This is a genomic window from Sediminibacterium sp. FW305-C-61 (genome assembly GCF_058231065.1).
The window spans coordinates 90,436-112,824 of sequence record NZ_JBIQXR010000004.1 but is presented as its reverse complement, the minus strand read 5'-3'; the positions used below and the strand labels follow the sequence as shown (position 1 = coordinate 112,824).

The 22,389-nt window shown below is 40.8% G+C and carries 21 protein-coding genes; 10 read left to right on the top strand and 11 right to left on the bottom strand.

All coding sequences use genetic code 11. The features are described from left to right. Positions 1-9 precede the first annotated feature (9 nt). From ACH30E_RS11610 to ACH30E_RS11600, 3 genes are all read right to left on the bottom strand, one after another. Complete coding sequence (locus ACH30E_RS11610) at positions 10-3,180, bottom strand: efflux RND transporter permease subunit (RefSeq protein WP_490824947.1); 3,171 nt, start codon at positions 3,178-3,180, stop codon at positions 10-12. Positions 3,181-3,188: 8 nt separating this feature from the next. After that, on the bottom strand, positions 3,189-4,313 hold the full coding sequence (locus tag ACH30E_RS11605; RefSeq protein WP_490824946.1) for an efflux RND transporter periplasmic adaptor subunit: 1,125 nt from the start codon (positions 4,311-4,313) through the stop codon (positions 3,189-3,191). A 93-nt stretch (positions 4,314-4,406) separates the two neighbouring features. Continuing rightward, complete coding sequence (locus ACH30E_RS11600; RefSeq protein ID WP_490824945.1) at positions 4,407-4,814, bottom strand: hypothetical protein; 408 nt, start codon at positions 4,812-4,814, stop codon at positions 4,407-4,409. A 110-nt stretch (positions 4,815-4,924) separates the two neighbouring features. Between ACH30E_RS11600 and ACH30E_RS11595 the strand changes: the two genes are divergently transcribed. Together ACH30E_RS11595 and ACH30E_RS11590 are read left to right on the top strand one after the other, a co-directional pair. After that, complete coding sequence (locus ACH30E_RS11595; RefSeq protein ID WP_490824944.1) at positions 4,925-5,503, top strand: thymidine kinase; 579 nt, start codon at positions 4,925-4,927, stop codon at positions 5,501-5,503. Positions 5,504-5,872: 369 nt separating this feature from the next. Next, positions 5,873-6,532, top strand: a complete 660-nt coding sequence (locus tag ACH30E_RS11590; protein ID WP_294990557.1) for a heme exporter protein CcmB — start codon at positions 5,873-5,875, stop codon at positions 6,530-6,532. An 88-nt stretch (positions 6,533-6,620) separates the two neighbouring features. On the opposite strand, the gene ACH30E_RS11585 is transcribed toward ACH30E_RS11590, so the two are convergent. Beyond that, entirely contained in the window at positions 6,621-7,391 is a 771-nt protein-coding gene (locus tag ACH30E_RS11585) for an AMP nucleosidase (protein WP_294990560.1), read from the bottom strand. Positions 7,392-7,478: 87 nt separating this feature from the next. Between ACH30E_RS11585 and ACH30E_RS11580 the strand changes: the two genes are divergently transcribed. Beyond that, positions 7,479-7,913 (top strand): type I restriction enzyme HsdR N-terminal domain-containing protein, encoded by a 435-nt coding sequence (locus ACH30E_RS11580; protein WP_294990563.1) that lies wholly within the window; start codon positions 7,479-7,481, stop codon positions 7,911-7,913. A gap of 69 nt (positions 7,914-7,982) precedes the next feature. Here the strand turns inward: ACH30E_RS11580 and ACH30E_RS11575 are convergent, their stop codons facing one another. The 3 genes from ACH30E_RS11575 to ccsA all read right to left on the bottom strand — a co-directional run bounded on the left by ACH30E_RS11575 (position 7,983) and on the right by ccsA (position 10,504). Then, positions 7,983-9,404, bottom strand: coding sequence for a Glu/Leu/Phe/Val family dehydrogenase (locus tag ACH30E_RS11575; RefSeq protein ID WP_294990566.1), 1,422 nt, complete (start codon positions 9,402-9,404; stop codon positions 7,983-7,985). A gap of 67 nt (positions 9,405-9,471) precedes the next feature. After that, positions 9,472-9,684 carry a CcmD family protein gene (locus ACH30E_RS11570; protein WP_294990568.1) on the bottom strand — a complete coding sequence of 71 codons (213 nt, stop codon included), beginning with the start codon at positions 9,682-9,684 and terminating at the stop codon, positions 9,472-9,474. Beyond that, the gene (ccsA, locus tag ACH30E_RS11565; protein ID WP_490824943.1) at positions 9,677-10,504 is read right to left on the bottom strand and encodes a cytochrome c biogenesis protein CcsA; all 828 of its coding nucleotides are present in this window, start codon (positions 10,502-10,504) and stop codon (positions 9,677-9,679) included. The genes ACH30E_RS11570 and ccsA overlap by 8 nt, the downstream gene beginning before the upstream one ends. Positions 10,505-10,525: 21 nt before the next feature. Here ccsA and ACH30E_RS11560 point away from each other — a divergent pair, with 21 nt between their 5' ends. After that, complete coding sequence (locus ACH30E_RS11560; RefSeq protein WP_294990573.1) at positions 10,526-12,232, top strand: ABC transporter ATP-binding protein; 1,707 nt, start codon at positions 10,526-10,528, stop codon at positions 12,230-12,232. Between the two features lie 73 nt (positions 12,233-12,305). Beyond that, entirely contained in the window at positions 12,306-13,355 is a 1,050-nt protein-coding gene (queA, locus tag ACH30E_RS11555; protein ID WP_133475510.1) for a tRNA preQ1(34) S-adenosylmethionine ribosyltransferase-isomerase QueA, read from the top strand. A 232-nt stretch (positions 13,356-13,587) separates the two neighbouring features. On the opposite strand, the gene ACH30E_RS11550 is transcribed toward queA, so the two are convergent. Together ACH30E_RS11550 and ACH30E_RS11545 are read right to left on the bottom strand one after the other, a co-directional pair. Further along, entirely contained in the window at positions 13,588-14,091 is a 504-nt protein-coding gene (locus tag ACH30E_RS11550) for an SRPBCC family protein (RefSeq protein ID WP_490824941.1), read from the bottom strand. A 1-nt stretch (position 14,092) separates the two neighbouring features. Continuing rightward, positions 14,093-15,199 (bottom strand): ABC transporter permease, encoded by a 1,107-nt coding sequence (locus ACH30E_RS11545; protein ID WP_294990581.1) that lies wholly within the window; start codon positions 15,197-15,199, stop codon positions 14,093-14,095. A 103-nt stretch (positions 15,200-15,302) separates the two neighbouring features. Here ACH30E_RS11545 and ACH30E_RS11540 point away from each other — a divergent pair, with 103 nt between their 5' ends. Together ACH30E_RS11540 and ACH30E_RS11535 are read left to right on the top strand one after the other, a co-directional pair. Beyond that, positions 15,303-15,722 carry an Xre family toxin-antitoxin system antitoxin gene (locus ACH30E_RS11540; RefSeq protein ID WP_490824940.1) on the top strand — a complete coding sequence of 140 codons (420 nt, stop codon included), beginning with the start codon at positions 15,303-15,305 and terminating at the stop codon, positions 15,720-15,722. Beyond that, positions 15,719-16,183, top strand: coding sequence for an RES family NAD+ phosphorylase (locus ACH30E_RS11535; protein ID WP_490824938.1), 465 nt, complete (start codon positions 15,719-15,721; stop codon positions 16,181-16,183). The genes ACH30E_RS11540 and ACH30E_RS11535 overlap by 4 nt, the downstream gene beginning before the upstream one ends. Here ACH30E_RS11535 and sppA read toward each other — a convergent pair. Next, positions 16,169-17,929: a signal peptide peptidase SppA gene (gene sppA, locus ACH30E_RS11530; protein WP_490824936.1), complete on the bottom strand. Its 1,761-nt coding sequence runs from the start codon at positions 17,927-17,929 to the stop codon at positions 16,169-16,171. The genes ACH30E_RS11535 and sppA overlap by 15 nt on opposite strands. Positions 17,930-18,034: 105 nt before the next feature. Here sppA and folK point away from each other — a divergent pair, with 105 nt between their 5' ends. Genes folK through ACH30E_RS11515 form a run of 3 tightly spaced genes read left to right on the top strand, consistent with a single transcriptional unit; the run spans position 18,035 to position 20,477 of the window. Continuing rightward, a complete protein-coding gene (gene folK, locus ACH30E_RS11525) occupies positions 18,035-18,514 on the top strand; it encodes a 2-amino-4-hydroxy-6-hydroxymethyldihydropteridine diphosphokinase (protein ID WP_294990593.1) in 480 nt (159 codons plus the stop codon). Between the two features lie 50 nt (positions 18,515-18,564). Beyond that, complete coding sequence (locus tag ACH30E_RS11520; protein ID WP_490847343.1) at positions 18,565-19,197, top strand: deoxynucleoside kinase; 633 nt, start codon at positions 18,565-18,567, stop codon at positions 19,195-19,197. A 32-nt stretch (positions 19,198-19,229) separates the two neighbouring features. Further along, positions 19,230-20,477 carry an MFS transporter gene (locus ACH30E_RS11515; RefSeq protein ID WP_294990598.1) on the top strand — a complete coding sequence of 416 codons (1,248 nt, stop codon included), beginning with the start codon at positions 19,230-19,232 and terminating at the stop codon, positions 20,475-20,477. Positions 20,478-20,511: 34 nt separating this feature from the next. Here ACH30E_RS11515 and ACH30E_RS11510 read toward each other — a convergent pair whose 3' ends face one another. Next, the gene (locus ACH30E_RS11510) at positions 20,512-22,380 is read right to left on the bottom strand and encodes a M1 family metallopeptidase (RefSeq protein ID WP_294990600.1); all 1,869 of its coding nucleotides are present in this window, start codon (positions 22,378-22,380) and stop codon (positions 20,512-20,514) included. Positions 22,381-22,389: the final 9 nt, after the last annotated feature.

Genomic DNA, 22,389 nt, shown 5'->3' with positions numbered 1-22,389 from the left:
AATTTGTTTTTATTGATCCATATATTGTTCTGCATTCTCGTCTGTCACAGCAACTACAGGTTGCTTATTACGACCTGTTTTTTCAGCAAGAATGGCAAACAGGTAGTAAAGTCCGGGAATAACCAGTACCCCAAACAAGGTTCCGATCAACATTCCCGAGGCTGCTGCTGTACCGATAGATCGATTACCCATAGCTCCTGCGCCTGAAGCAATGCAAAGCGGAATTAATCCGGCAATAAACGCGAAGGAGGTCATGAGAATAGGTCTGAGCCTCGACACAGCACCTTCCAGCGCAGCATCAATAATGCGTAAACCCTGCTTCCTGCGTAGAATGGCAAATTCAACAATAAGTATTGCATTCTTACCCAACAATCCGATAAGCATTACCAGCGCCACCTGCGCATAAATATTATTCTCCAGACCAAATAGTTTTAGTCCAAGAAAAGCGCCAAAAACCCCGGCTGGCAATGATAAAATCACTGCAAGTGGTAATAGAAAACTTTCATACTGTGCCGCTAAAAGGAGATAAACAAATAATAAACAGATCGCAAAAATAAATACAGCCTGGTTTCCCGATAATATCTGTTCTCGGGTCATTCCAGACCATTCATAACTATACCCCCTGGGTAAGGCACGATCAGCTACTGCCTTCAGTGTATTAATCGCATCTCCGCTACTATAACCTGGCGCAGCATCTCCCGTGATTAAGGCAGAAGTATACATATTGTATCGGGTAAGTTGTTCCGGACCAAATACCCTTTCCAACCTGATAAAAGTGGAATACGATACCATTTCACCTCTATTATTTTTTACATAGAGTTGAAGTATATCTTCCGGCTTCGACCGGTATTGCGGATAGGCCTGAACCATCACTTTATACATCTGTCCAAACCGGATAAAATTGGTTGCATAATAACTACCAATCAAAGTTTGCAGTGTACTCATTGCATTCTCAATTGTTACCCCTTTCTTGGCAGCCATATCCTGATCTACATGAATCAGGTATTGTGGAAAGGATGGATCGAAACTCGTAAATGCTGAACCTATGACTTTTGTCTGCTTAAGTGTATCAATCAAAGCCTGTGCTACATCTGCCGTTCTTTTCAAATCACCCGATCCGGTTTTATCCAGAATACGCATTTCAAACCCGCTTGCATTACCAAAACCAGGCACAGTAGGTGGTGGGAAAAACTCAATATCCGCATCTTTGATATGTGCCGTTTTTAATCTTAGTAAGTCAATAATTTCAGTTACCGACTCCTCCCGTTCTTTCCAGGGTTTTAAATTAATCATGGCCATTCCGTAAGAAGCACCAGCAACCTCAGTAACCAGACTATATCCTGAAAGTGTAGATACATTTTCGATGGCACTTACATCAGCAATTGATTGCTGTACCTGCTTCATTACTGTTTCCGTACGTTCTACTGTTGACCCAGGAGGCGTGGTAACATTCACATAAATCATCCCTTGATCTTCTGTTGGAATAAAACCACCGGGCAACACTGCAGATATGCCCCATGTTGCCACAAAAAATACCACGAGTAATGCCAGTGTAATTATTCTTTTACCTGCGATAGCCTTTAATATTCGCTGGTATTTACCGGATGTAGCATCGTACCTTTTATTGAAAGCTGCAAAGAAGCGATCTAACAGATTTTTCCGTGGCGATAACTTTTGGTGCTTCAACATAATCGCACATAATGCGGGCGTTAATGTAACTGCGTTTATGCCAGATATCACAATCGATATCGCCAGTGTTAACGAAAACTGCCGGTAGAAAACGCCTACCGGACCAGACAAAAATGCAACAGGTATAAATACAGCCGACATTACCAGTGTAATAGCTACCAGCGCTCCGCTGATTTCTTTCATTGCAGCAATCGTTGCATCCATTGCTGACATATGATACTCACTCATTTTAACATGCACCGCTTCTACCACCACAATGGCATTATCAACAACAATACCGATTGCCAATACCAATGCAAACAATGTTAAGAGGTTGATAGAGAACCCTAATAACTGCATGAAGCAAAGTGTACCAATCAGTGCTACCGGAACTGCCAAGGCGGGGATAAGAGTTGACCTGAAATCCTGCAGAAAAATATACACTACAATAAATACCAGGATAAATGCTTCAAACAGGGTTTTTACTACTTCGTGAATGGAAGCATCAAGGAACCTGGATACATCATAGGCAAAATTGTATTTCATACCGGGAGGAAAGGAACTTGCTTTCAGTTCTTCCATCCTTTTCTTTACATTATCAATTACATCGCGAGCATTGGATCCTGGCCTTTGTTTAAGCATGATAGAGGCAGAAGGTCTTCCATCGGTTTTTGATTCCATACTGTAGGTCATAGAGCCAAATGCTATGTCGGCAACATCCTTTAACCGAAGTACAGAACCATTCGACTCGGCCCTGATAACAATATTTTCATATTGATCTGCAGCCGATTTTTTTCCAGTGTACCTTAATACATATTGTAGTGAACCTGGGTTCATACCAGAACTCTCTCCTGTTTTACCAGGAGCTGCTTCCACATTCTGATCACGCAGTGCATTAATTACATCCTGGGTTGAAAGCTGGTAAGCCAGCATGCGGTCTGGTTTGAGCCATACACGCATTGCATACTCGCGTGAACCCATGATCTCAGCAAATCCAACACCATCAATCCTCTTTAGTTCCTGCAGTATATTAATATCGGCGAAGTTGTAAATGAATTGTTCATCAGCAGTGGTGTCTTCACTCATGATATTGAGGTACAACAGCATACTGTTTACCTCTTTTTCTGTCGTTACCCCTGCTTTGATTACTTCTTCGGGTAACTCATCAAGTACAGTGGTTACCCTGTTCTGTACATTCACAGCGGCCTGGTCAGGGTCGGTACCTACTTTAAATGAAATAGAAATAAGTGTAGTACCATTGTTACTAGATACAGACGACATATACGTCATGCCAGGCACTCCATTAATCGCTCTTTCCAATGGCGTTGCTACAGCTTTCGCACATACTTCTGCATTGGCGCCTGTATATTTTGCAGTTACTGTTACCGATGGGGGAACAATATCCGGGAATTGTGTTACAGGCAATGTAAATAATGCCAGTAAACCAAGAAGGGTGATCAATAATGAGATCACCAGCGACAACACCGGTCGCTTAATAAATATTTCAAACATTTGACTGACTATTTGGAGTAAGCAATAAAGTTGGCTTCGGTAATCATTTGAGGGGTAATCTTCATCCCATCACGAATGTTTTTCACTCCTTCATACACAATCATCTCCCCTGGTTGAATACCTTGTTCAACAATAAAAAAGTCAGCCACCCGATGGTGATAAGTAAAGCCTCGCATTTTTACGGTATTGTCTTTACCTACAACAAAAACATAGTTTTTATCCTGTATTTCAAAAACAGATTTTTGAGGTATCAACATGGCATCCTTTACTACACTGGTTAAACAAATTTTACCCGATGCGCCATGTTTTAAAAGCTTTGCCGGATTTGGGAACCTGGCCCGAAATGCAATTGCGCCGGTATTTTCATTGATTTCTCCATCCATGGTTTCTATCTTCCCTTTTTGAGGATAGGTAGTTCCATCAGAAAGTATTAATTGTATTGCTTCATTTCTTGCCGATGAATTTGATTGGTCTTTTCGCAGACGCAGGTATTCACTTTCTGATACATGGAAATAGGCAAATACATCATGTATATCAGATATTGTAGTAAGTAATGCGCCGGGATCAATCAGACTTCCCATTTTTAAAGGGATCCGGTCAATAACTCCATCAAAAGGCGATTTAATGCTTGTTAGCGACAATTTATTTTGAGCACTGGCCAGTTCTGCATTAGCTTCTTCCACTTTGGCCTTGGTTGCCCTTAACTTAGCGGAAGCAAGTTCATATTCGGTAGCAGAAATCACTTTTTTATCTACCAGCATTTTAATCCGGTCTAGCTCAAGCTCAGCAGCTTTTGCTTCTGCCATTGCATTGGAAACATTTGCTTTGGCTTTAGCTACTTCCGTTACATATTCCAGGTCATTGATCTGAAATAACAATTGCCCCTTTTTAACTTCCTGACCTTCGTCTACATAAATATTTTCCAGAAATCCATGCACACGGGCACGTATTTCAACATTTCTAACTGCCTGAATTTCCGAAACATATTCGGTCAGCAGCATGGTATCTTTTTTTTGAATGGCCAAAACAGGCAAAGCTGCATGGGCATTTTGATCTATTTCTTGATTTTTCTTGCTCTTACAGGACGCAAGTATGATAAAAAGAAAAAACGCAAGGGGTAATTTTATACTCATTTTCTATTTGATGTCTGTTGATGATATAATACAAGTACACCCACACTGTTATACAGTGTAGGACAGGCAATCAATCGATAAAAATGAGGATGATCAGAATGGGGTTAACCTAAATAAGAATCCATGGAAATGTCCTAACCCTGGAGTAGGGTAATATAATTGCGTAGTTCTTTGTGGGGATGTTTCCTTCAACTTGGGCTGCACTGCTTTCTTTAGTGCAGCAGCTATCCCAATTCTGGGAACAGCGGTTTTCTGAACAACCCTGAAAAGGCTGTAATGAGCACCCGACTCCTCATTATTGGGAATATTATCTGGCAATCCATGAACCTGCTCTAATAAAAACTCAAGTAAAGTAAAGGATTCAGTCTTATTGAAGCGCAAATCACCTGCATCATCGGCTAGTGAACCCGATGAAAAATGACAACCCGGACGGGCGGTTACCATATTTGTAAAACCCATGAGCAGTAGCACTATAATTATCTTCTTTAGGAATTCCTTCATACTGTTTCTATTTGCTCATGGAAACGAAGTTCCGGGTTCGGTTTAAACAAAAATATGAAAATAAGGTTCGTTTAAAGTAATTTGCCCCGCCCGTTTATATTTATATTAACATGTTTATAGAACCAAATTTATCAGGAGAAAGAAGAGGATGGATTGAAGTGATCTGTGGAAGCATGTTCAGTGGCAAAACAGAGGAACTGATCCGAAGGCTGAAAAGGGCCAAGATTGCCAACCTTAAAGTTGAAATCTATAAACCTGCAATCGATGTGCGATATGATGAAACACAGGTTGTAAGTCATGATGCAAACAGCATTCAAAGCACCCCGATCGAAAATTCTCAAACAATTTTACTGCTGGCACAAGATGTTGATGTGGTAGGTATTGATGAAGCCCAGTTTTTTGATGCCGAAATTATGCATGTTTGTGAAACCCTTGCTTTAAGAGGTATTCGTGTGATTGTTGCAGGACTTGATATGGATTACCTTGGTAAGCCATTTGGACAAATGCCGAATTTGTTGGCCATTGCTGATTATATCACCAAACTACATGCTATATGCATGAAATGTGGCAATATTGCGAATGTTTCTTACAGGAAAGTGGGAGGCGAAAACCAGGTGATGCTTGGAGAAAAAGAAACCTATGAACCGAGGTGTAGAAAATGCTACCATGATTCGAACCAGCAAGGATAAATTTGGCTTCAAGCTGCAAGCTGCAAGCTACATGCCTTATGGGTGCCATTTTTGACTTTCTGCTTTTAATGGAATAAATGAGGAGCCCGCGAATTAGATTATTTTGGATCAGTTGGTTAAATAAATATTTGATTGCTGCTATTGCACAAAGAGTTATTAATAGAACACGGATATTCATGATTTTCAGGATTTATCATGATAGATCTTGAAAATCATGAAGATCTGTGTTCCATCATACGCGAGACTTACAGTTCGCGGTTAAATTTCCTTGGACAACAATGGCTCGTAGCTCATAACTGATTTTTTAAAGGACAGTACGAATAATTATCTTTACGTTTAAAGTACCCACATTTATCAAAAAATAACTATTTGAAAACAGGCAGTCCCATATTAGCGCTGGTAAAAAAAGATCTGTTGCTTGAAATGAGGCAACAGTACACTTTGTATGGGATTTTACTCTATGTAGCTTCTACCATTTTCGTTGTTTATCTATCGATGGGGCAGCCGGAAGATACAGTCTGGAACGGCCTGTTTTGGGTAATACAGCTTTTCGTTTGCGTGAATGCGGTAGCTAAAAGTTTTCTGGCAGAAGGCCGGGGTAGGATGTTATATTTTTATACCATTGCCGGACCAGTAGATTTTGTGCTGGCTAAGCTCCTCTTCAACCTCATACTTATGCTGGTGATGAGCTTACTAAGCCTGCTCATTTTTTCTTTACTGCTTGGTAACCCCCTCTACAATTTCTTACAATTTACTTTTATCGCCTGTTTGGGAGGAATCAGCCTGAGCCTTGTATTTACTTTTCTGGCAGCAATCGCCGCAAAAGCACAACAACAATCTGCCATGGTAGCCATCATGGGATTTCCCTTAATAATACCCCAGTTATTGTTACTGATGAAAATTGCCGGAACAGGTTTTTCTGATGTTATCCAGGCAGGCTGGTGGCAAATGATCGCAATGCTCGCCGGCTTTGATATACTGGTTGTTGTTCTTGCTGTGATATTGTTTCCTTTTCTCTGGAAAGACTAAAGAAGATGGCAGATTGCAGATCTCAGATATCAGATTTTATTCTGGGCACCATCTATCAAATCTGACATCTGACATCTGACATCTACTATCAAAACCTCAGGTGTCTAACCGTCTGCCCTTTATTGATGAGTTGTTTCAGTGAGTCGATACCGATTTTCAGGTGCCTTTCAACATAGTCCGCAGTTACTTTTTTATCACTGGCTTCTGTTTTAACTCCATCCGGAATCATGGGCTGGTCGCTCACCAATAACAAAGCTCCTGTTGGAATTTTATTGAAAAAGCCTACGGTAAAAATTGTTGCAGTTTCCATATCGATGGCATAGGCCCTCACTTTTGTGAGATATGCTTTAAATGCATCATCATGCTCCCAAACACGTCTGTTGGTGGTATAAACGGTACCTGTCCAATAGTCTACTTTATAATCGCGTATAGTCGTTGAAATAGCTTTCTGCAGTGCAAATGCCGGCATTGCAGGAACTTCTGGTGGGAAGTAATCATTGGATGTGCCCTCACCCCTGATTGCAGCAATAGGAAGAATCAGGTCGCCCAGTTTATTCCTTCTCTTTAAACCACCACATTTACCTAAAAACAATACCGCTTCCGGAGCAATGGCGGTTAATAAATCCATAATGGTTGCCGCACCCGGACTACCCATGCCAAAATTGATGATGGTTATGCCATTTGCAGTGGCACATTGCATTGGCCTGTCTGCTCCTACCACTTTTACCTTGTTCCATTTGGCGAACATGGTAACATAATTACTGAAGTTTGTGAGTAAAATATATTTACCAAAGTTCTCTAGCTTTTCACCGGTATACCTGGGTAACCAGTTGTTCACAATTTCGGCTTTCGTCTTCATAATATATTTATTTTGGTCAACCTGCTCGGTATCTTTGAACAAGTTAATTGGCTAAAATACAAAAAAACAATCCCACCTGCAAGCATTATGATCAAAATAAACTATCCTTCCTACCCTTTTAAGATAGAACAAAAAGAAGGCAGGGAACATATTTTTGATCCATTGCGAAAGAAATGGGTACGCCTCACCCCCGAAGAATGGGTCAGGCAAAACCTGCTTCAATACCTATTACAGGTAAAAGCATATCCCGCAGCACTTATTGCTGTTGAAAAAGAAATAACGGTTGGCGAACTCCGTAAACGATTTGATATCCTCGTGTATAAAAATAACCAACCCTGGTTATTGATAGAATGTAAGGAAATGAATACCCCTGTTGAAGAATCGGTATTCCACCAAATGCTAAGGTACCAATCTGCTCTGCAGGCAAGCTTTATGGTGATTACCAATGGTAATGAAACAAGGGGTTGGACAGTAAAAGAAAATGAAATTCTATCCTTAGATGCTTTACCGGATTATCTGTAACAGGTACATAATAAAAATGGGAAGCTAAAGCTCCCCATTTTTATTATCGTTATATCCACTTCAAACCTGTTATGGGAAAATACCCAGTTCAGAGTAAGAAGTACCTACTTTATTGATTGCGCATACATAAGCTGCTGTACGCATATCAGGAATATCAGGATTGCTTTTCCATATTTCCATGATTTCTCTGGTAGCAGTAATCATGGTTTCTTCCAAACCGCTATGTACCAGATCAACTTCTTCCGGACCATGTAATATGAAAGAACGTTCTTTATCATTTACCTGTTTTCCTGTGAGTCCTTCAATCTGACCAAGGATATGGTTATTCATGTTTTCTGTAAACCTCTTTTCCATACGGCCATAACGAACATGGCTCAGGTTTTTTAGCCATTCGAAATAAGAAACTGTAACACCACCTGCATTCAGATACATATCTGGCACTACGAGTATTCCTTTTGCCGCGAAGATCTCATCAGCTTCTGGCGTTAACGGACCATTGGCAGCTTCCCCGATAATTTTTGCTTTTACCCTTGGTGCATTCTCTGCATTAATAACATTTTCCAATGCAGCAGGAATCAGGATATCGCATTCCAATTCAAGTGCATCAGTGCTTGTAGCAAGATTGGTTGCTCCAGGGAAATTCAGGATTGAGCCTGTTTTTTTTCTGTGCAGAAACACTTCATCTTCATTTAATCCATCTGCACTATAAATAGCTCCTTCATATTCTGCAATTGCTACAACTTTAGAACCATGCTCACGGAAAAATTTAGCAGAATGGTATCCAACATTACCTAAACCTTGCACCACCACAGTTTTTCCTTCTACTCCAACGGTAAGTCCTAATTTCTGCATTACATCAGGCATATTACATACTTCGCGGATGCCATAGAATACACCCAGGCCTGTTGCTTCTTTTCTACCACGCACACCTCCTTGTGTTACTGGTTTACCGGTAACGCAACCTGCTGCATCGATTTCACCCGGCTTCAGTGAAGCATAAGTATCTACGATCCAGGCCATTTCGCGTTCACCGGTACCATAATCTGGTGCGGGTACATCGATACCAGGACCAATAAAATTTTTCTTTACCAGTTCCGCTGTATAACGACGGGTAATTTTTTCTAACTCATACGCACTGTGACTACGTGGGTTAATTTTAATACCCCCTTTACCACCACCAAATGGTACATTCACAATAGCGCATTTATAGGTCATCAGAGATGCCAGCGCCATTACTTCATCCTGGTTTACTTCTTCACTAAAACGAATACCTCCTTTACAGGGAGATTTATGTTGTGAATGTTGCACGCGATAGGCTTCAATTACTTCAATGCGGCCATCATCCATTTTTACCGGAAAACGCATGCTGTAAATACTATTACAGGCTTTGATCTGTTCCAGCAATCCCTTCTCCCACTTGGTGAATTTGGCCGCTTTATCAAAACTTCTTTCAACACTTTGAAAAAAGCTATACGGTTTGTGTTCTGACATGAGCTAATCGTTTTTGTTTTTTGACGTTTATTGTGTAGCAGATAGACCATATTCTATGGACCATGGACTATCTGCCTTTTTCCAGTTTACTGATTTTGCGATCCAGGTTGGCTACATAAATGAACAGACCTAATACGATGGTGACCACTACTGCCATTACTACATAGATTTTCCCATTACTGCGCATAAAATCAGCATTCTCGGTTTGTTGTGCTGACACTACGGTGGTTAGCAATAATGCTACGAACGTAATTGCTGTTCTCTGAAATATTTTATTCATGGGTTAATCTTTGTTCTTTAATCATTTCATAACGAATACGCAGTGTACTGATCCATACGCCAAGTAATGTCCAACCAATTACTGCAGGATAAAAAACAGTCCGCATAGTAGCCGACATATCTTTTCCGTTTAATCCGGGATTACCTTCACTACCTTCTCCACCTGGGTGTAACGACTCTGTTAATCTGGGTAATATCCAAAGTGTAGGAAATAGCATGAAAAAGGCAAAAATATTATACACAGCCCCAATCCTGGCTTTCTTCTCTTCTTCCTGCATACTGCCCCTCAAAACAAAATATGCCAGGTAAATCAGCATAGCAATTGCAGCACCGTTCTGTTTTGGATCTCCGCTCCATGGACTACCCCATTGGTAATTGGCCCATATTGCTCCCGTTGCTAAACCAAGAAATCCAAAAATTGTGCCTGTAATGGCAAAGGCCATTGAATACTGATCATGCACCAGTTTTCCGCCACGAAGGTATTTGATGGCATATACCACAGATACACCAAGTAGAATCATCATGGAAAACCACATGGGTACATGGAAGAAGAAATTTCGAATGGATTCCTGTAACCTGTCATCCAGCCTGGGAACTTCTACCAGGAATCCATAGGAACAGGTATACATAAGTAACAGAAAGGCTAATATCTTCCACCAGGCTTTTCGAATCATGATCGGTTTTTTACAGTTGCTGCCGACCCTGGTCAAACTAACAACTGTTTGGCGCAAAATTAGGTGAAAGGCCACCAATAAAAGCCAGCAAAGTGTAAAATATCTCTCCACATAAATCCAAAAACAGGCTGAGCCAGATTCGGCCATTCGGGCTTATATTGTGGCGATATGGCCGATCCCATCCTATCCATCCAGCAGCTATGCGTAGATTTTACCTCGCCCAGCGGTAATCACCGTGCCCTCGACGGTTTAAACCTGACCGTTCGCAGGGGAGAAATAGTAGCTGTTGTTGGTGAATCTGGCTCTGGCAAATCCGTTACTGCCCTCTCTATTTTAAGGCTGCTTAAGGGGAAACAGGTTAATTATCCATCCGGAAAAATATTATTCTATAACGATGAAACTCCCGTAGACCTTTTAACCATTTCGGAGAAAGCCATGCAGGATCTGAGGGGACAAAAAATCGCGATGATTTTTCAGGAACCTATGACCGCTCTCAACCCCGTTATAACCTGTGGTGAGCAGGTGGCGGAAGCCATTCGCAGACACCTGGATATTGAGGAAAAAAATATCACAAAAAAAGTAACCGAACTCTTCCGTCAGGTTCAATTACCTGATCCGGAAAAAATCGGTAGCAGATACCCACATCAACTTAGTGGAGGTCAGAAACAAAGGGTGATGATTGCTATGGCGATGAGTTGCAACCCTTCGCTATTGATATGTGATGAACCTACAACTGCTCTGGACGTAACTGTGCAGAAAAATATCTTAAAGCTGATCAAAGAACTGCAGCTTCATCACGAAATGGGGGTGATTTTTATTACCCATGACCTTGGCGTTGTGGCTGAAATTGCTGATCATATTGCTGTATTATACAGAGGAAAATTATTGGAGGAAGGAAGTACAACTGAAGTGCTCCAACATCCCTCCCATCCATACACCAAAGCTTTACTTGCATGCAGACCAGCATTACATCCTAAAGGAAAAAAATTACCCGTAGTGAGTGATTTCATGACAGGAGATTTAACGGAAAAAAAAGTGGTCAACACCAGTCAGGATATTTCTATCGTTAAACCTGGCGACAACAACCTGTTAACCGTTCAGGACCTCTGTGTATGGTACCCTACAAAAAAGAATTTCCTGGGAAAACCGATCGACTATTTCAAAGCTGTTAATCAGGTAAGCTTCACCGTTAAAGAAGGAGAAACACTTGGTTTGGTTGGAGAATCAGGATGTGGCAAAACTACACTTGGGCGTAGCTTATTAGGACTAACCCCGGTTAGTTCCGGAACAATTCTTTATAAGGGGCATGACCTTACGCATGCGACAGCCCGGGAAAGAATGGTTTTCAGGCGCGATATGCAATTGATATTCCAGGATCCGTATTCATCGCTGAATCCTCGTATGACCATTGGAGAAGCCATTGGTGAGCCATTACAAGTGCACGGAATGGTAAAATCGGCTGCGGAAAAAAAAGAGCAGGTAATGGATTTACTGGAAAAAGTACAGCTTGGTACCGCCCATTATAACCGTTACCCACATGAATTCAGTGGTGGACAAAGACAAAGAATTGTCATTGCCCGGGCACTAGCATTGAAGCCATCCTTTATTGTTTGCGATGAAAGCGTTTCGGCATTGGATGTAAGTGTTCAGGCCCAGGTACTGAATTTATTGAATGAATTGAAAAGCAGTTTTTCCTTTACGGCCATTTTTATTTCACACGACTTATCGGTAGTTAAGTACATCAGTGATAGAATTATGGTAATGAAAGCTGGAAGTATAGTTGAATCAGGTGATGCTGAACAGGTTTACTACCATCCAAAATCTGCCTATACCCAACAATTGCTGGAAGCCATTCCGGGATTGAAAATGGGGTAATTTTTCATTATTTGCACCAAAAACGGCAAAAAATCAGTACCTTTGCCGACTTCATAAAAAATCATGCCGTAACATGAAATTATCTCAATTTAAGTTCGATTTACCCCTTAACCTCATTGCACAAAATCCAACCAAAAGAAGAGAAGACAGTCGTCTGATGGTAGTTGACCGTAAAAGTGGTCACATGGAGAACAAACATTTTCGCGATATCCTGGAATATTACGACGACAAAGATGTGTTTGTAGTAAATAACACCAAAGTATTTCCTGCCCGTATGTACGGAAGAAAGGAAAAAACCGGTGCCAAGATTGAAGTGTTCCTTTTGCGTGAGTTAAATAAGCCCAACCGTTTATGGGATGTTATCGTTGATCCCGCAAGAAAGATTCGTGTAGGAAACAAACTCTACTTCGGTGACAACGAAGAATTGGTTGCAGAAGTTATTGACAATACCACCAGCCGCGGACGTACCATCCGTTTCTTATGGGATGATGATGACGAAAGCTTCAAAAAAATGCTTGAGTTCTTAGGTGAAACCCCACTTCCAAAATACATCAAACGCAAACCTGATGAAGAAGATAAGGAACGCTATCAAACCGTTTATGCAAAACATGAAGGTGCGGTTGCAGCTCCTACCGCTGGTTTACACTTTAGTAAAGAACTGATCAAGCGTTGTGAGATCCTGGGTATTCGTTTCGCAGAAGTAACACTGCATACTGGTCTTGGTACTTTCCGCCCTATTGAAGTAGAAGACCTCAGTAAACATAAAATGGATGCTGAATACTATGCTATCTCTGAAGAAGCCTGCAAAATTGTAAACAAAGCCAAAGAAGGCGGACATAGAATCTGTTCTATCGGAACTACTACTATGCGTGCCATGGAGAGCAGCTTTACCGCACAAAAATTACTGAAACCTAGTGAAGGTTGGACCAACCATTTTATTCACCCACCTTATAATTTTAATGTGGCAGATAGCCTGGTAACCAATTTCCACCTTCCTAAAACAAGTCTGCTGATTATGACCTGTGCTTTTGCCGGTTATGATTTGGCGATGGAAGCTTATAAAAAAGCCATCAAAGACAAATATCGTTTCTTTAGTTATGGTGATGCTTTGCTGATCATCTAACAATAAGCTATTATAAATGATAAAGCCATCCTGCCTAAGCGGGATGGCTTTTTTCATTTAACAACCAACAACTCCCATATACCCTATAAGAAGTTGTCAAAACTGAATCTAATGTTTACCTAAACTAACAAACATTAGTTGTAACTGTAGTATAAAACTGCAACTATTTTTTAAAAAACGCAAATAACCGCAATTATTTTTTTAAAAATGGGGATAAAATGGCAGAAACCGACTAAAATTTGCCTGTTTGAGCTTCCAGATAGGTCTTTAATTGCTCGAGATTCTTCTCCATCATTGGCCCTAAAATCTTATCATTCATCATCGTCCCCAGTTTTTCCCAGGGTAGCCAACCAACTTTTTGTTCAAATTGCCATTGCACAATGGTTATTTGTCTGGCAGGTTGATAAATCACCTGCATAGTGCTTAATTGCTTCGATCTTGAACCTGTTATCCATTCGCTTACCACAACAGTATCGCCGATATGAGTTATTGAAACCTGACTTCTTCCGATCATTGCCTTCCCGGATGATTGTATATGCACGGAAGAATCATTCATGCCTTCAACCCAATGCTTCCATTGATAAATATCCTGCAGTTGAGTCATGATTGAATCCGGATCAGCTTTAATATCAGTTGCGCGCGAAACCAATACCTGAGATGGTAATAATGCTCCGATTAAAGTTGCCAGAGCAAACAAAGCCACCAGACTGATCAACCCTAACTTCAACAGTTTCATATCACTCCCATTTAAAGGTTTTGAAAGCCACAGCATATACCACAATCGTCCAGGCTCCGAGAATCATCAACTCCTTGCTACAAGACGACAAAGCAGCTCCTTCAAATGCAATACTGCGCATGGCATTATTAAAATGCGTTAAGGGCAAAACTTTGCACAAAGGTTGCAGCCAGGAAGGGAATGCATCTATTGAAAAAAATGTACCTGCCAGCAAAAATTGAGGCAGGGTAATCAAATTTGCAAAAGGAGGAATACTGCTCTCATTTTTTGCCAGGCTGCTCACAATAAATCCAAATCCCATAAAGAGAATAAGCGCAATAAAACTAAGCAACATAATGGTGAGAAATGTTTCCATTCCGTTAACCAGGGTAAACTTAAATGCAAAATGCCCTACCCCGATAATGATTACGGCAGTCATCATCTGAAAAATCACCCTGCTAAAAGCCTCTCCCAACACGATATATGGACGACGAATCGGGGTTGCATAAAATCGTTTTAATACCAATTGCTGGCGGAGATTAAAAAACAAAAAAGCTACTCCGAATACCCCCGCACTTAATAAGGAAAAACCCAATTGACCCGGTAAAATAAAATCAATCGTTCTGTAAACCCTGCCAGGTATCTTTTCGATACGATTATTCACCATCGCAATAGTAGGTGTATTGCTATAAGTTTGTTGATTGATACCGGCAATCACAGCATTTAAAATAGACTGTAAAACCTGCAGGTTCTGCGGATTTACGGCTTCTGAACTGGAAATATTAATGGTATACGGAGGACTTGCAAGTCCCGATTTCTGTATGTCTAACACCGCTGTAACCCGTCCCTTTTCCAGGTCTTCTTTTAATGCCTGGCCTGATTTGTCAATAATACGAAGTCCGGCAATTTTTTTCAATGCAGGATAAACAGGGTTAAGCGTATCCGTACCATTGGCAAAAGCAATACTTAATGATACCCTGCTTCCCCCACCAATAAACCCGAACACGAGGATAAATATCAAGGGAAAAGCAATACTGAAAATAACTGCAGAAGGACTACGGAAAACCGCCTTCAAACTTCCTTTGGTGATGGCCATCATGGCCCTTAACTGGCTGTACTTTACAGACATAGGCTTTTGCTTGAAAAACAAATCTATCCTATTCTGAAGGAAGAGAAAAGGGAATTCTTTGATTTATGACAAATGTCGTATATTTGTGTGACAAATGTTACCTATGGCGAAAGCGAAAAAAAATCCTGCTGCGGGCACACAAAAAGTTGAAGAGCCTGTTGCCGTGTATTTAACGGATGTAGCTTCATTCACTTATCGCAAATTCAAAAGAATTGCCGACATGGTTCCATTTACACAGGCTGAATGGGCAAGCATTTTGCACTTATCAGAACGAACATTACAGCGTTATGCTAAAACAAACCATTCATTTGAAGGCATTTATACCGACCGAATATTACAATTACAAGAGCTTATCGAAACAGGCCTCAACACCTTTAACTCGCCGGAAGCATTTTATAATTGGTTGAAAAAAGATAAACCGGTCATGGGGCATCTCCTCAACTTTGAATCATTGGTTACTAATAGAGGCATACAGGAAACCATTAACCAACTGGTACGCATTCAACAAGGGGTATACGCATGATACTATACCGGTTTGCACATCACCAATTTGCCGAAGATTTATCAGGAACAGGTGCCAAACTAAAAGGTGGCCGATGGAACAATGCAGGTACGGCCGTTTTATACACCAGCAGTTCTATTTCACTTGCATTACTTGAAGTTTTAGTAAATACTGGCAGTTTCGATGTGTTACAATTATTCAAATTAATGCAATTAACCCTACCTGATGATGCCCCGGTTTATAGCATTGAAACTAAAACCCTGAAAAAGAGCTGGCACCATGATTTTGAATACACCCAGTGGATGGGTAGCGAAATAATTCAGGATAAAAATACCCTGGCTATAGCATGCCCGTCTGTCATTGTTCCACAAGAGAAAAATTTCCTATTGAATCCTGCTCACAAAGACTATAACCGGATCAGGTTAAAAGAAGTTTCAAATTTTCATTTCGATGAACGACTATTCCCCTCAATGTACCGTTAAGAAATAGGGCATTCTTGCCTGAGGTTCACCAACCATTTGCTTTACTTGTCGGAACTGTTGCATCAACTGCCATTGCTCCAAGCCTATTTCGTCTTTAATAAGGTTGGTTTTTATGGATCGTTTATAGTTACCCATAATCTGCTCAATGAAATTTTTCTTTTCAGGGTATTCACGTAAACGATAATCATCTTCTATGCCAGCCAGTTTTGCAGCATGCTTTACTGCATCCTGCAGCGTTCCTATTTTATCTACCAATCCTATCTCCAATGCCCGCTTACCTGTCCAAACGCGCCCCTGCGCAATGCTATCAATATAAACTATGTCTTTTTTCCTGCCATCAGCTACCCTGCTCTTAAATGTATGGTATATAGAATCTGTAGATGCCTGAAAAAACTTTTTCTCCATAGCGGTCAGCGGCCTGTCGCCAGCTCCCATATCTGCATACGGTGCGGTGCGTACCCGATCGGTTGTAATACCTAGCTTATTCTTTAAGAATGATTCGAAATTTGGTACGATACTAAACACACCTATAGATCCGGTGATGGTTGTTTCATTTGCAAAAACGGCATCGGCATTACAGGCTATATAATATCCACCGGATGCAGCAACATCACCCATACTCACCACCACTGGTTTAGCTTTTCTGGCTAGCGATATCTCATGCCAGATCACATCACTCGCCAATGCACTACCACCGGGTGAATTAACCCTAAGTACAATCGCTTTAATGGTTTTATCAAGTCTTGCTTTGCGAATTACGTTTTTATATAAATCGCTGCTAACCTGTTCATCATCCCCCTCCATACTTACAATATCTCCTTGTGCGTATATGATGGCTATTTTACCCCCACTGGAATAATTTTCGAGTGAAGTAGCAGCGGCATATTCGTTGATGGTAACAAAATTGATGCTTGTTCCAGCTCCTTTCTTTAGATGTTCCAGCAGTTCTTTTTTTACTTCATCGTCGTATTTCAAACCATCAACCAACTGGTATTTTTCTGCATCCTGTGCAGTTTGAATATCTCCTTCATTTGCCAATTGATGAAGTACGGCAGTATCAATTTTACGGGCAGTACTTGCAGCTTTCAGAAAAGCGCCATATAAATCACCCAGCCATACCGCAGTTTGAAGACGGTTTGCTTCCGTCATTTTTGTTTCACGTAAAGGTTCAGTAGCGCTTTTGAATTTACCCGCATAAAAAATCTGTGGTTCAATCTGAAGTTTTTCAAGCATGCCTTTCAGGAAAAAAAGATTAGAAGAAAAACCTGACCATTCTAATCCACCCTGCGGATGTACATATACTTTATTAGCAGCGCTGGCAACATAATAGGCCTTCTGCGTCATCGTTTCACCATAAGCAACAACAAACTTTCCCGACTTTTTAAAATCGAGCAAGGCTTTTCTTAGTTCTTCACTTGAGGAAAAACCATTTGCATTGTCATTGGCCAATACATAAACACCTTTTACCGCAGAATCAGATTTAGCTTCTCCTAATAACCTAACCACATCAAATAAAGATGGTTTATTTGCTTCTACGTTAGATAAAATAGTTCCGAAAGGATCTTCTTTTGCCTGTTCCCTGAAATTTATCGATAAGTCGAGTACCAAAACGGCTTTTGAACCAACCACCGGTACTTCTGCTGTTGTAGCAGTTGAGATAAAGCCAATCAGTATAAACACCCCTATTACGGTAAACACAATAAGGGCTAAGAGGGAGGCAAAAAATATTTTGAAAAATGTCTTCATATACTTTGTTTACAAACCAGTTGTCTTTTTGTTGTCAGTTTCAGGTATTTATCACCAAGACTACGTGAATTTAAAGATATTTGAACCCGCTAATATCTCCAATTTATGAATACAGTGTATTTGCTGACAGGCGGCAATATGGGCAACAGATCATTTAACCTGGCGCAGGCCGAGCAGTACATACAACAATATTGTGGCGAAATTACCAGACGATCGGCTATTTATGAAACTGCCGCATGGGGATTTACAGACCAGCCGGCATTTTATAACCAGGCCCTGATGTTCCAAACCAGCCTCTCTCCCGACCAGCTTATGCGGAAATTATTGGAAATAGAACTGGAAATGGGGCGAATCAGGACCCAAAAGATGGGCCCGCGTGTCATCGACCTGGATATTTTACTGATCGACGACCTGATAATTGAAAGCAGCTTGCTTTCTGTTCCACATCCGGCATTGACACAAAGGCGTTTCGCCTTAATGCCACTGGCTGAAATTGCCCCTTCATTGGTACATCCCATAGAAGGCAAAACCATCGCAGAATTGCTGGAAGCATGCTCAGATACCTTAAATGTGCAAAAAAAATAATCATCGACTTAAGCCCTGCTGTTAATTTTGACGGTATCGCAGCAAGTACTATGAAGTATCAATACATTACAGTAGAAGGAAATATCGGAGCAGGTAAAACCACACTGGCGCATTTATTAGCTAAAAAACTTAATTCCAGACTGATATTGGAAGAGTTTGCGGATAATCCCTTCCTTCCCAAATTTTATGATAACCCCCAACAATACGCTTTTCCGTTGGAACTGTTCTTTATGGCCGAGCGCTACAAACAGTTAAAAGATATGCTGCATACCAAAGATATGTTTCAACATATTACCGTATCAGACTACCTTTTTACAAAATGCCTGCTTTTTGCCAAAGTAAACCTGCCAGAGGAAGAATTCAGGTTATACCAGAAATTATTCGACATCATACACCAGCAATTGGTATTCCCTGATATACTGATTTATCTGCACGCACCGGTGCAAAAATTACAGCAGAATATCAAGCGCAGAAACAGAGAATACGAACAGGCGATTCCGGATGAATACTTATTCAATATCCAGGAAACCTATACCAGTTATATTAAACAGCATAATATCAAAACTATTTTCATTGATGCCAGCAATGCAGATTTTCTGGGCAATGAAAAACATTTGAATGTTGTACTGGAAGCATTGGAAAAAGATTATGAAAGTGGCCAACATTATTTCAGTCTGCCATAGCAGCTAAATAAAGGCTCTTTAAAGCACAGCAGATGACTACCAAAAGTTCAGGCTACGACCCCTTTGCAGCAATGCGTATTGCAGAATACCGCCACCTGATGGTGGGACGATTTCTATTTATCATGGGACTGCGAATGATGGGTACACTTGTTGGTTGGTGGATATATGAGCTCACCAATGATCCTTTTGCTATCGGATTAATTGGGTTATCTGAAGTAATTCCGGCTGTATCCTTATCATTATATGCCGGGCACGTAATTGATATCAGCGAAAAGCGCAAACTACTGTTGCGCGGTGTTAGTCTTTATTTTACCTGTGCCCTGTTTTTATTGCTCTTATCAACCAATTATACATCCGATCAGTTAAGTAATCATTGGATTGCTTTCAGTATCTATGTAATCATTTTCTTTACGGGAATCATTCGGGCATTTACCGGTCCTACTTTTGGAACAATGGTGGCATCAATTGTTCCAAGGGAACAACTACAGAATGCAACCACCTGGAACCAGGGCATTTGGCTCACCGCATCAGTAACCGGACATGCAACAGTTGGTTTTATGATTGCATTGCTGGGAAATACAGGATCCCTGATCATCATCTGCTCCCTGGTTGCCATCGGTTTTTCCTTCATGTACCGCATAAAACCCAAACCATCCCTGAATGAACCGGGTGAGAAAAAAACGCTGGATAGTGTAAAAGAAGGGTTGCGATTTGTTTTTAAAACTAAAGAAGTATTAGGTGCTTTAAGTCTGGATTTATTTGCGGTGCTATTTGGAGGTGCCGTAGCCATGATCCCGGTATTTGCAAAGGATATTTTAAAAATCGGACCAATTGGTTTTGGATGGCTAAATGCGGCTTCTGATATTGGGGCCATACTTGTGGTAATTCTTTTGACCATTTTCCCGCTAAAAAAACAGCAGGGGAAAAAACTATTACTTGCCGTAGGTGGATTTGGTATTTGCATCATCACATTTGCATTGTCTAAATGGTTTTGGTTATCCTTCTTTGTATTAATGCTAAGTGGTATTCTGGATGGCATCAGTGTGGTAGTAAGAGGTACCATACTTCAATTAAAAACACCTGATCAAATGAGGGGAAGGGTGATGAGTGTTAACTCCATGTTCATTAACAGCAGTAATGAACTTGGTCAATTTGAAAGTGGCGTTGCCGCAAAACTTCTGGGGGTGGTTCCTTCGGTTGTTTTTGGTGGCTGTATGACTTTACTCGTTGTAATTACTACCTGGTTCAAAGCACCTAGCCTTAGAAAGATGGAATATTAAAAAAGCATCCCGGAGGATGCTTTTTCGAAGATGATTAATCTGGTATCACCAGTTTATTATTGTTTCGGTTTAAATCTGCCAACCGCATACTTGGATCAATCTCTATGGATTTGATTTCCTGAATCCCCTTACTGATGGAGAATTTATATTCAGGATGCGTCCAATGCCATGGCTCATGTACAGTTCGGGGAATATCATTTTCAGCCGGTTTAACGCCATACATCAGATCTAGTGGAATATTATGCATTTCCTGTGATCCATCTTTATAAGTAACCAGCACATCTATCGGCATCGGCATTTTACCAATACGTTTTATCGACAGCATGGTTTTATTATTTTCTACATTGATATCACCAACCGCATAATCAATTGTTTTAGTTGAATTGATCCAATATTCTTTATACCAATCAAGCTCCATCCCACTTCTTTTTTCGGCTATACGAATAAAGTCATTGGGATTGGGGTGCTTAAACCTCCACTGGTAATAATAATCCAGCAGAATCTGATCACGTACTTTTTCTCCCACTATATATCCAAGTTGTGCCATAAATACTGCCCCTTTACTATAAGCGGCTGCACTATAGGCGAAGTTGGTATTGTAATGGTCTGAATGTGTACTAGCGGGTTCTTCCATTCCACTTTTTGCCAGGTTAAAATAACTACGGTAAGACCCCTCCGCAGCAAAGCCTGATCTACCGCGCATTTCAGCCATTACACGAGATGTCGCATAATCTGTGAATCCTTCGTCCATCCAGGGATATAAAGATTCATTGGTCCCCATCATCATCTGATACCAGCTATGCATCCATTCATGAATGGCAGTTCCAATGCTTGCACTTTTAATAAGTGTTGCCATTGGATATTCCATTCCACCATCGCCACCTTGTACAAAACTGTAGGTTTTATAAGGATATGGGCCGAAGGTTTTGGCAATAATCGGATAAGCCAATGCAGTAGAATCGGCTACTTTCTGCCAACGTGCATCCAGCGTATCAGTTCCTTTAAATACTATTCGAAGCAATGGACCGTTTGGCGTTTTTCTTGTAATCATTTGATAGGAAGGGTCTGCTGCCCACATAAAATCATGCACATTATATGCCTGCCATTTCCAGGTAACGGTGCTTCCTGAAGGACTAACTGGTTTTGCGCCAGGTGCTTCATATCCCCTGCCTATTTCATTGGCATTTACCAGATCGCCTCCAGCAGTAACAAAATAATTTTTGTCGATGGTAATATTTACGTCAAAATCTCCCCAAACGCCATAAAATTCTCTCGCTATATAAGGGTTTGCATTCCAACCCTGGTAATCATACTCTACCACTTTTGGGTACCACTGGCTCATGCTATAGCGTACACCTTCAGCGTTATCACGGCCACTTCTGCGGATTTGCTTTGGTACTTGTGCTTCAAACTGAACATCCAACTGAATCTTTGATTTAGGCATGATGGGTTTTGCAAGCACTACTTCCAGAATTGTTTCATGCACTTTGAGTTCCTGTGCAACACCAGCGATTTTAACGGTCGCCACATTTTGATAGCCGATTTCATCAGGTGTAAGTTTACTGATCCTGTCTTTTACCCTGGGATCCCAATCGAGTCCGTCACCAAAGCGGGAAGGTTCGCGCAATACGGTTTTACCCAGTTCACGGCTTCGAACATCCATGCTGCTGTTGGGCTGAAATGCATTCCAGTATAGATGAAAGAAAATACGGGTTAAAGTATCCGGAGAATTATTCCAATAGTCAATTTTCTCAGTACCGGCAAAGCGGTTTGTATTAACATCCATATTAACATTGATCTGGTACTTGATGCGTTGCTGCCAACGATCGGGTTGTGCCTGAAGCATCGATGACTTAACAATGAATGATGTTACGAGCAATAAAAAGTACAATGATTTTTTCATGTGTGATAG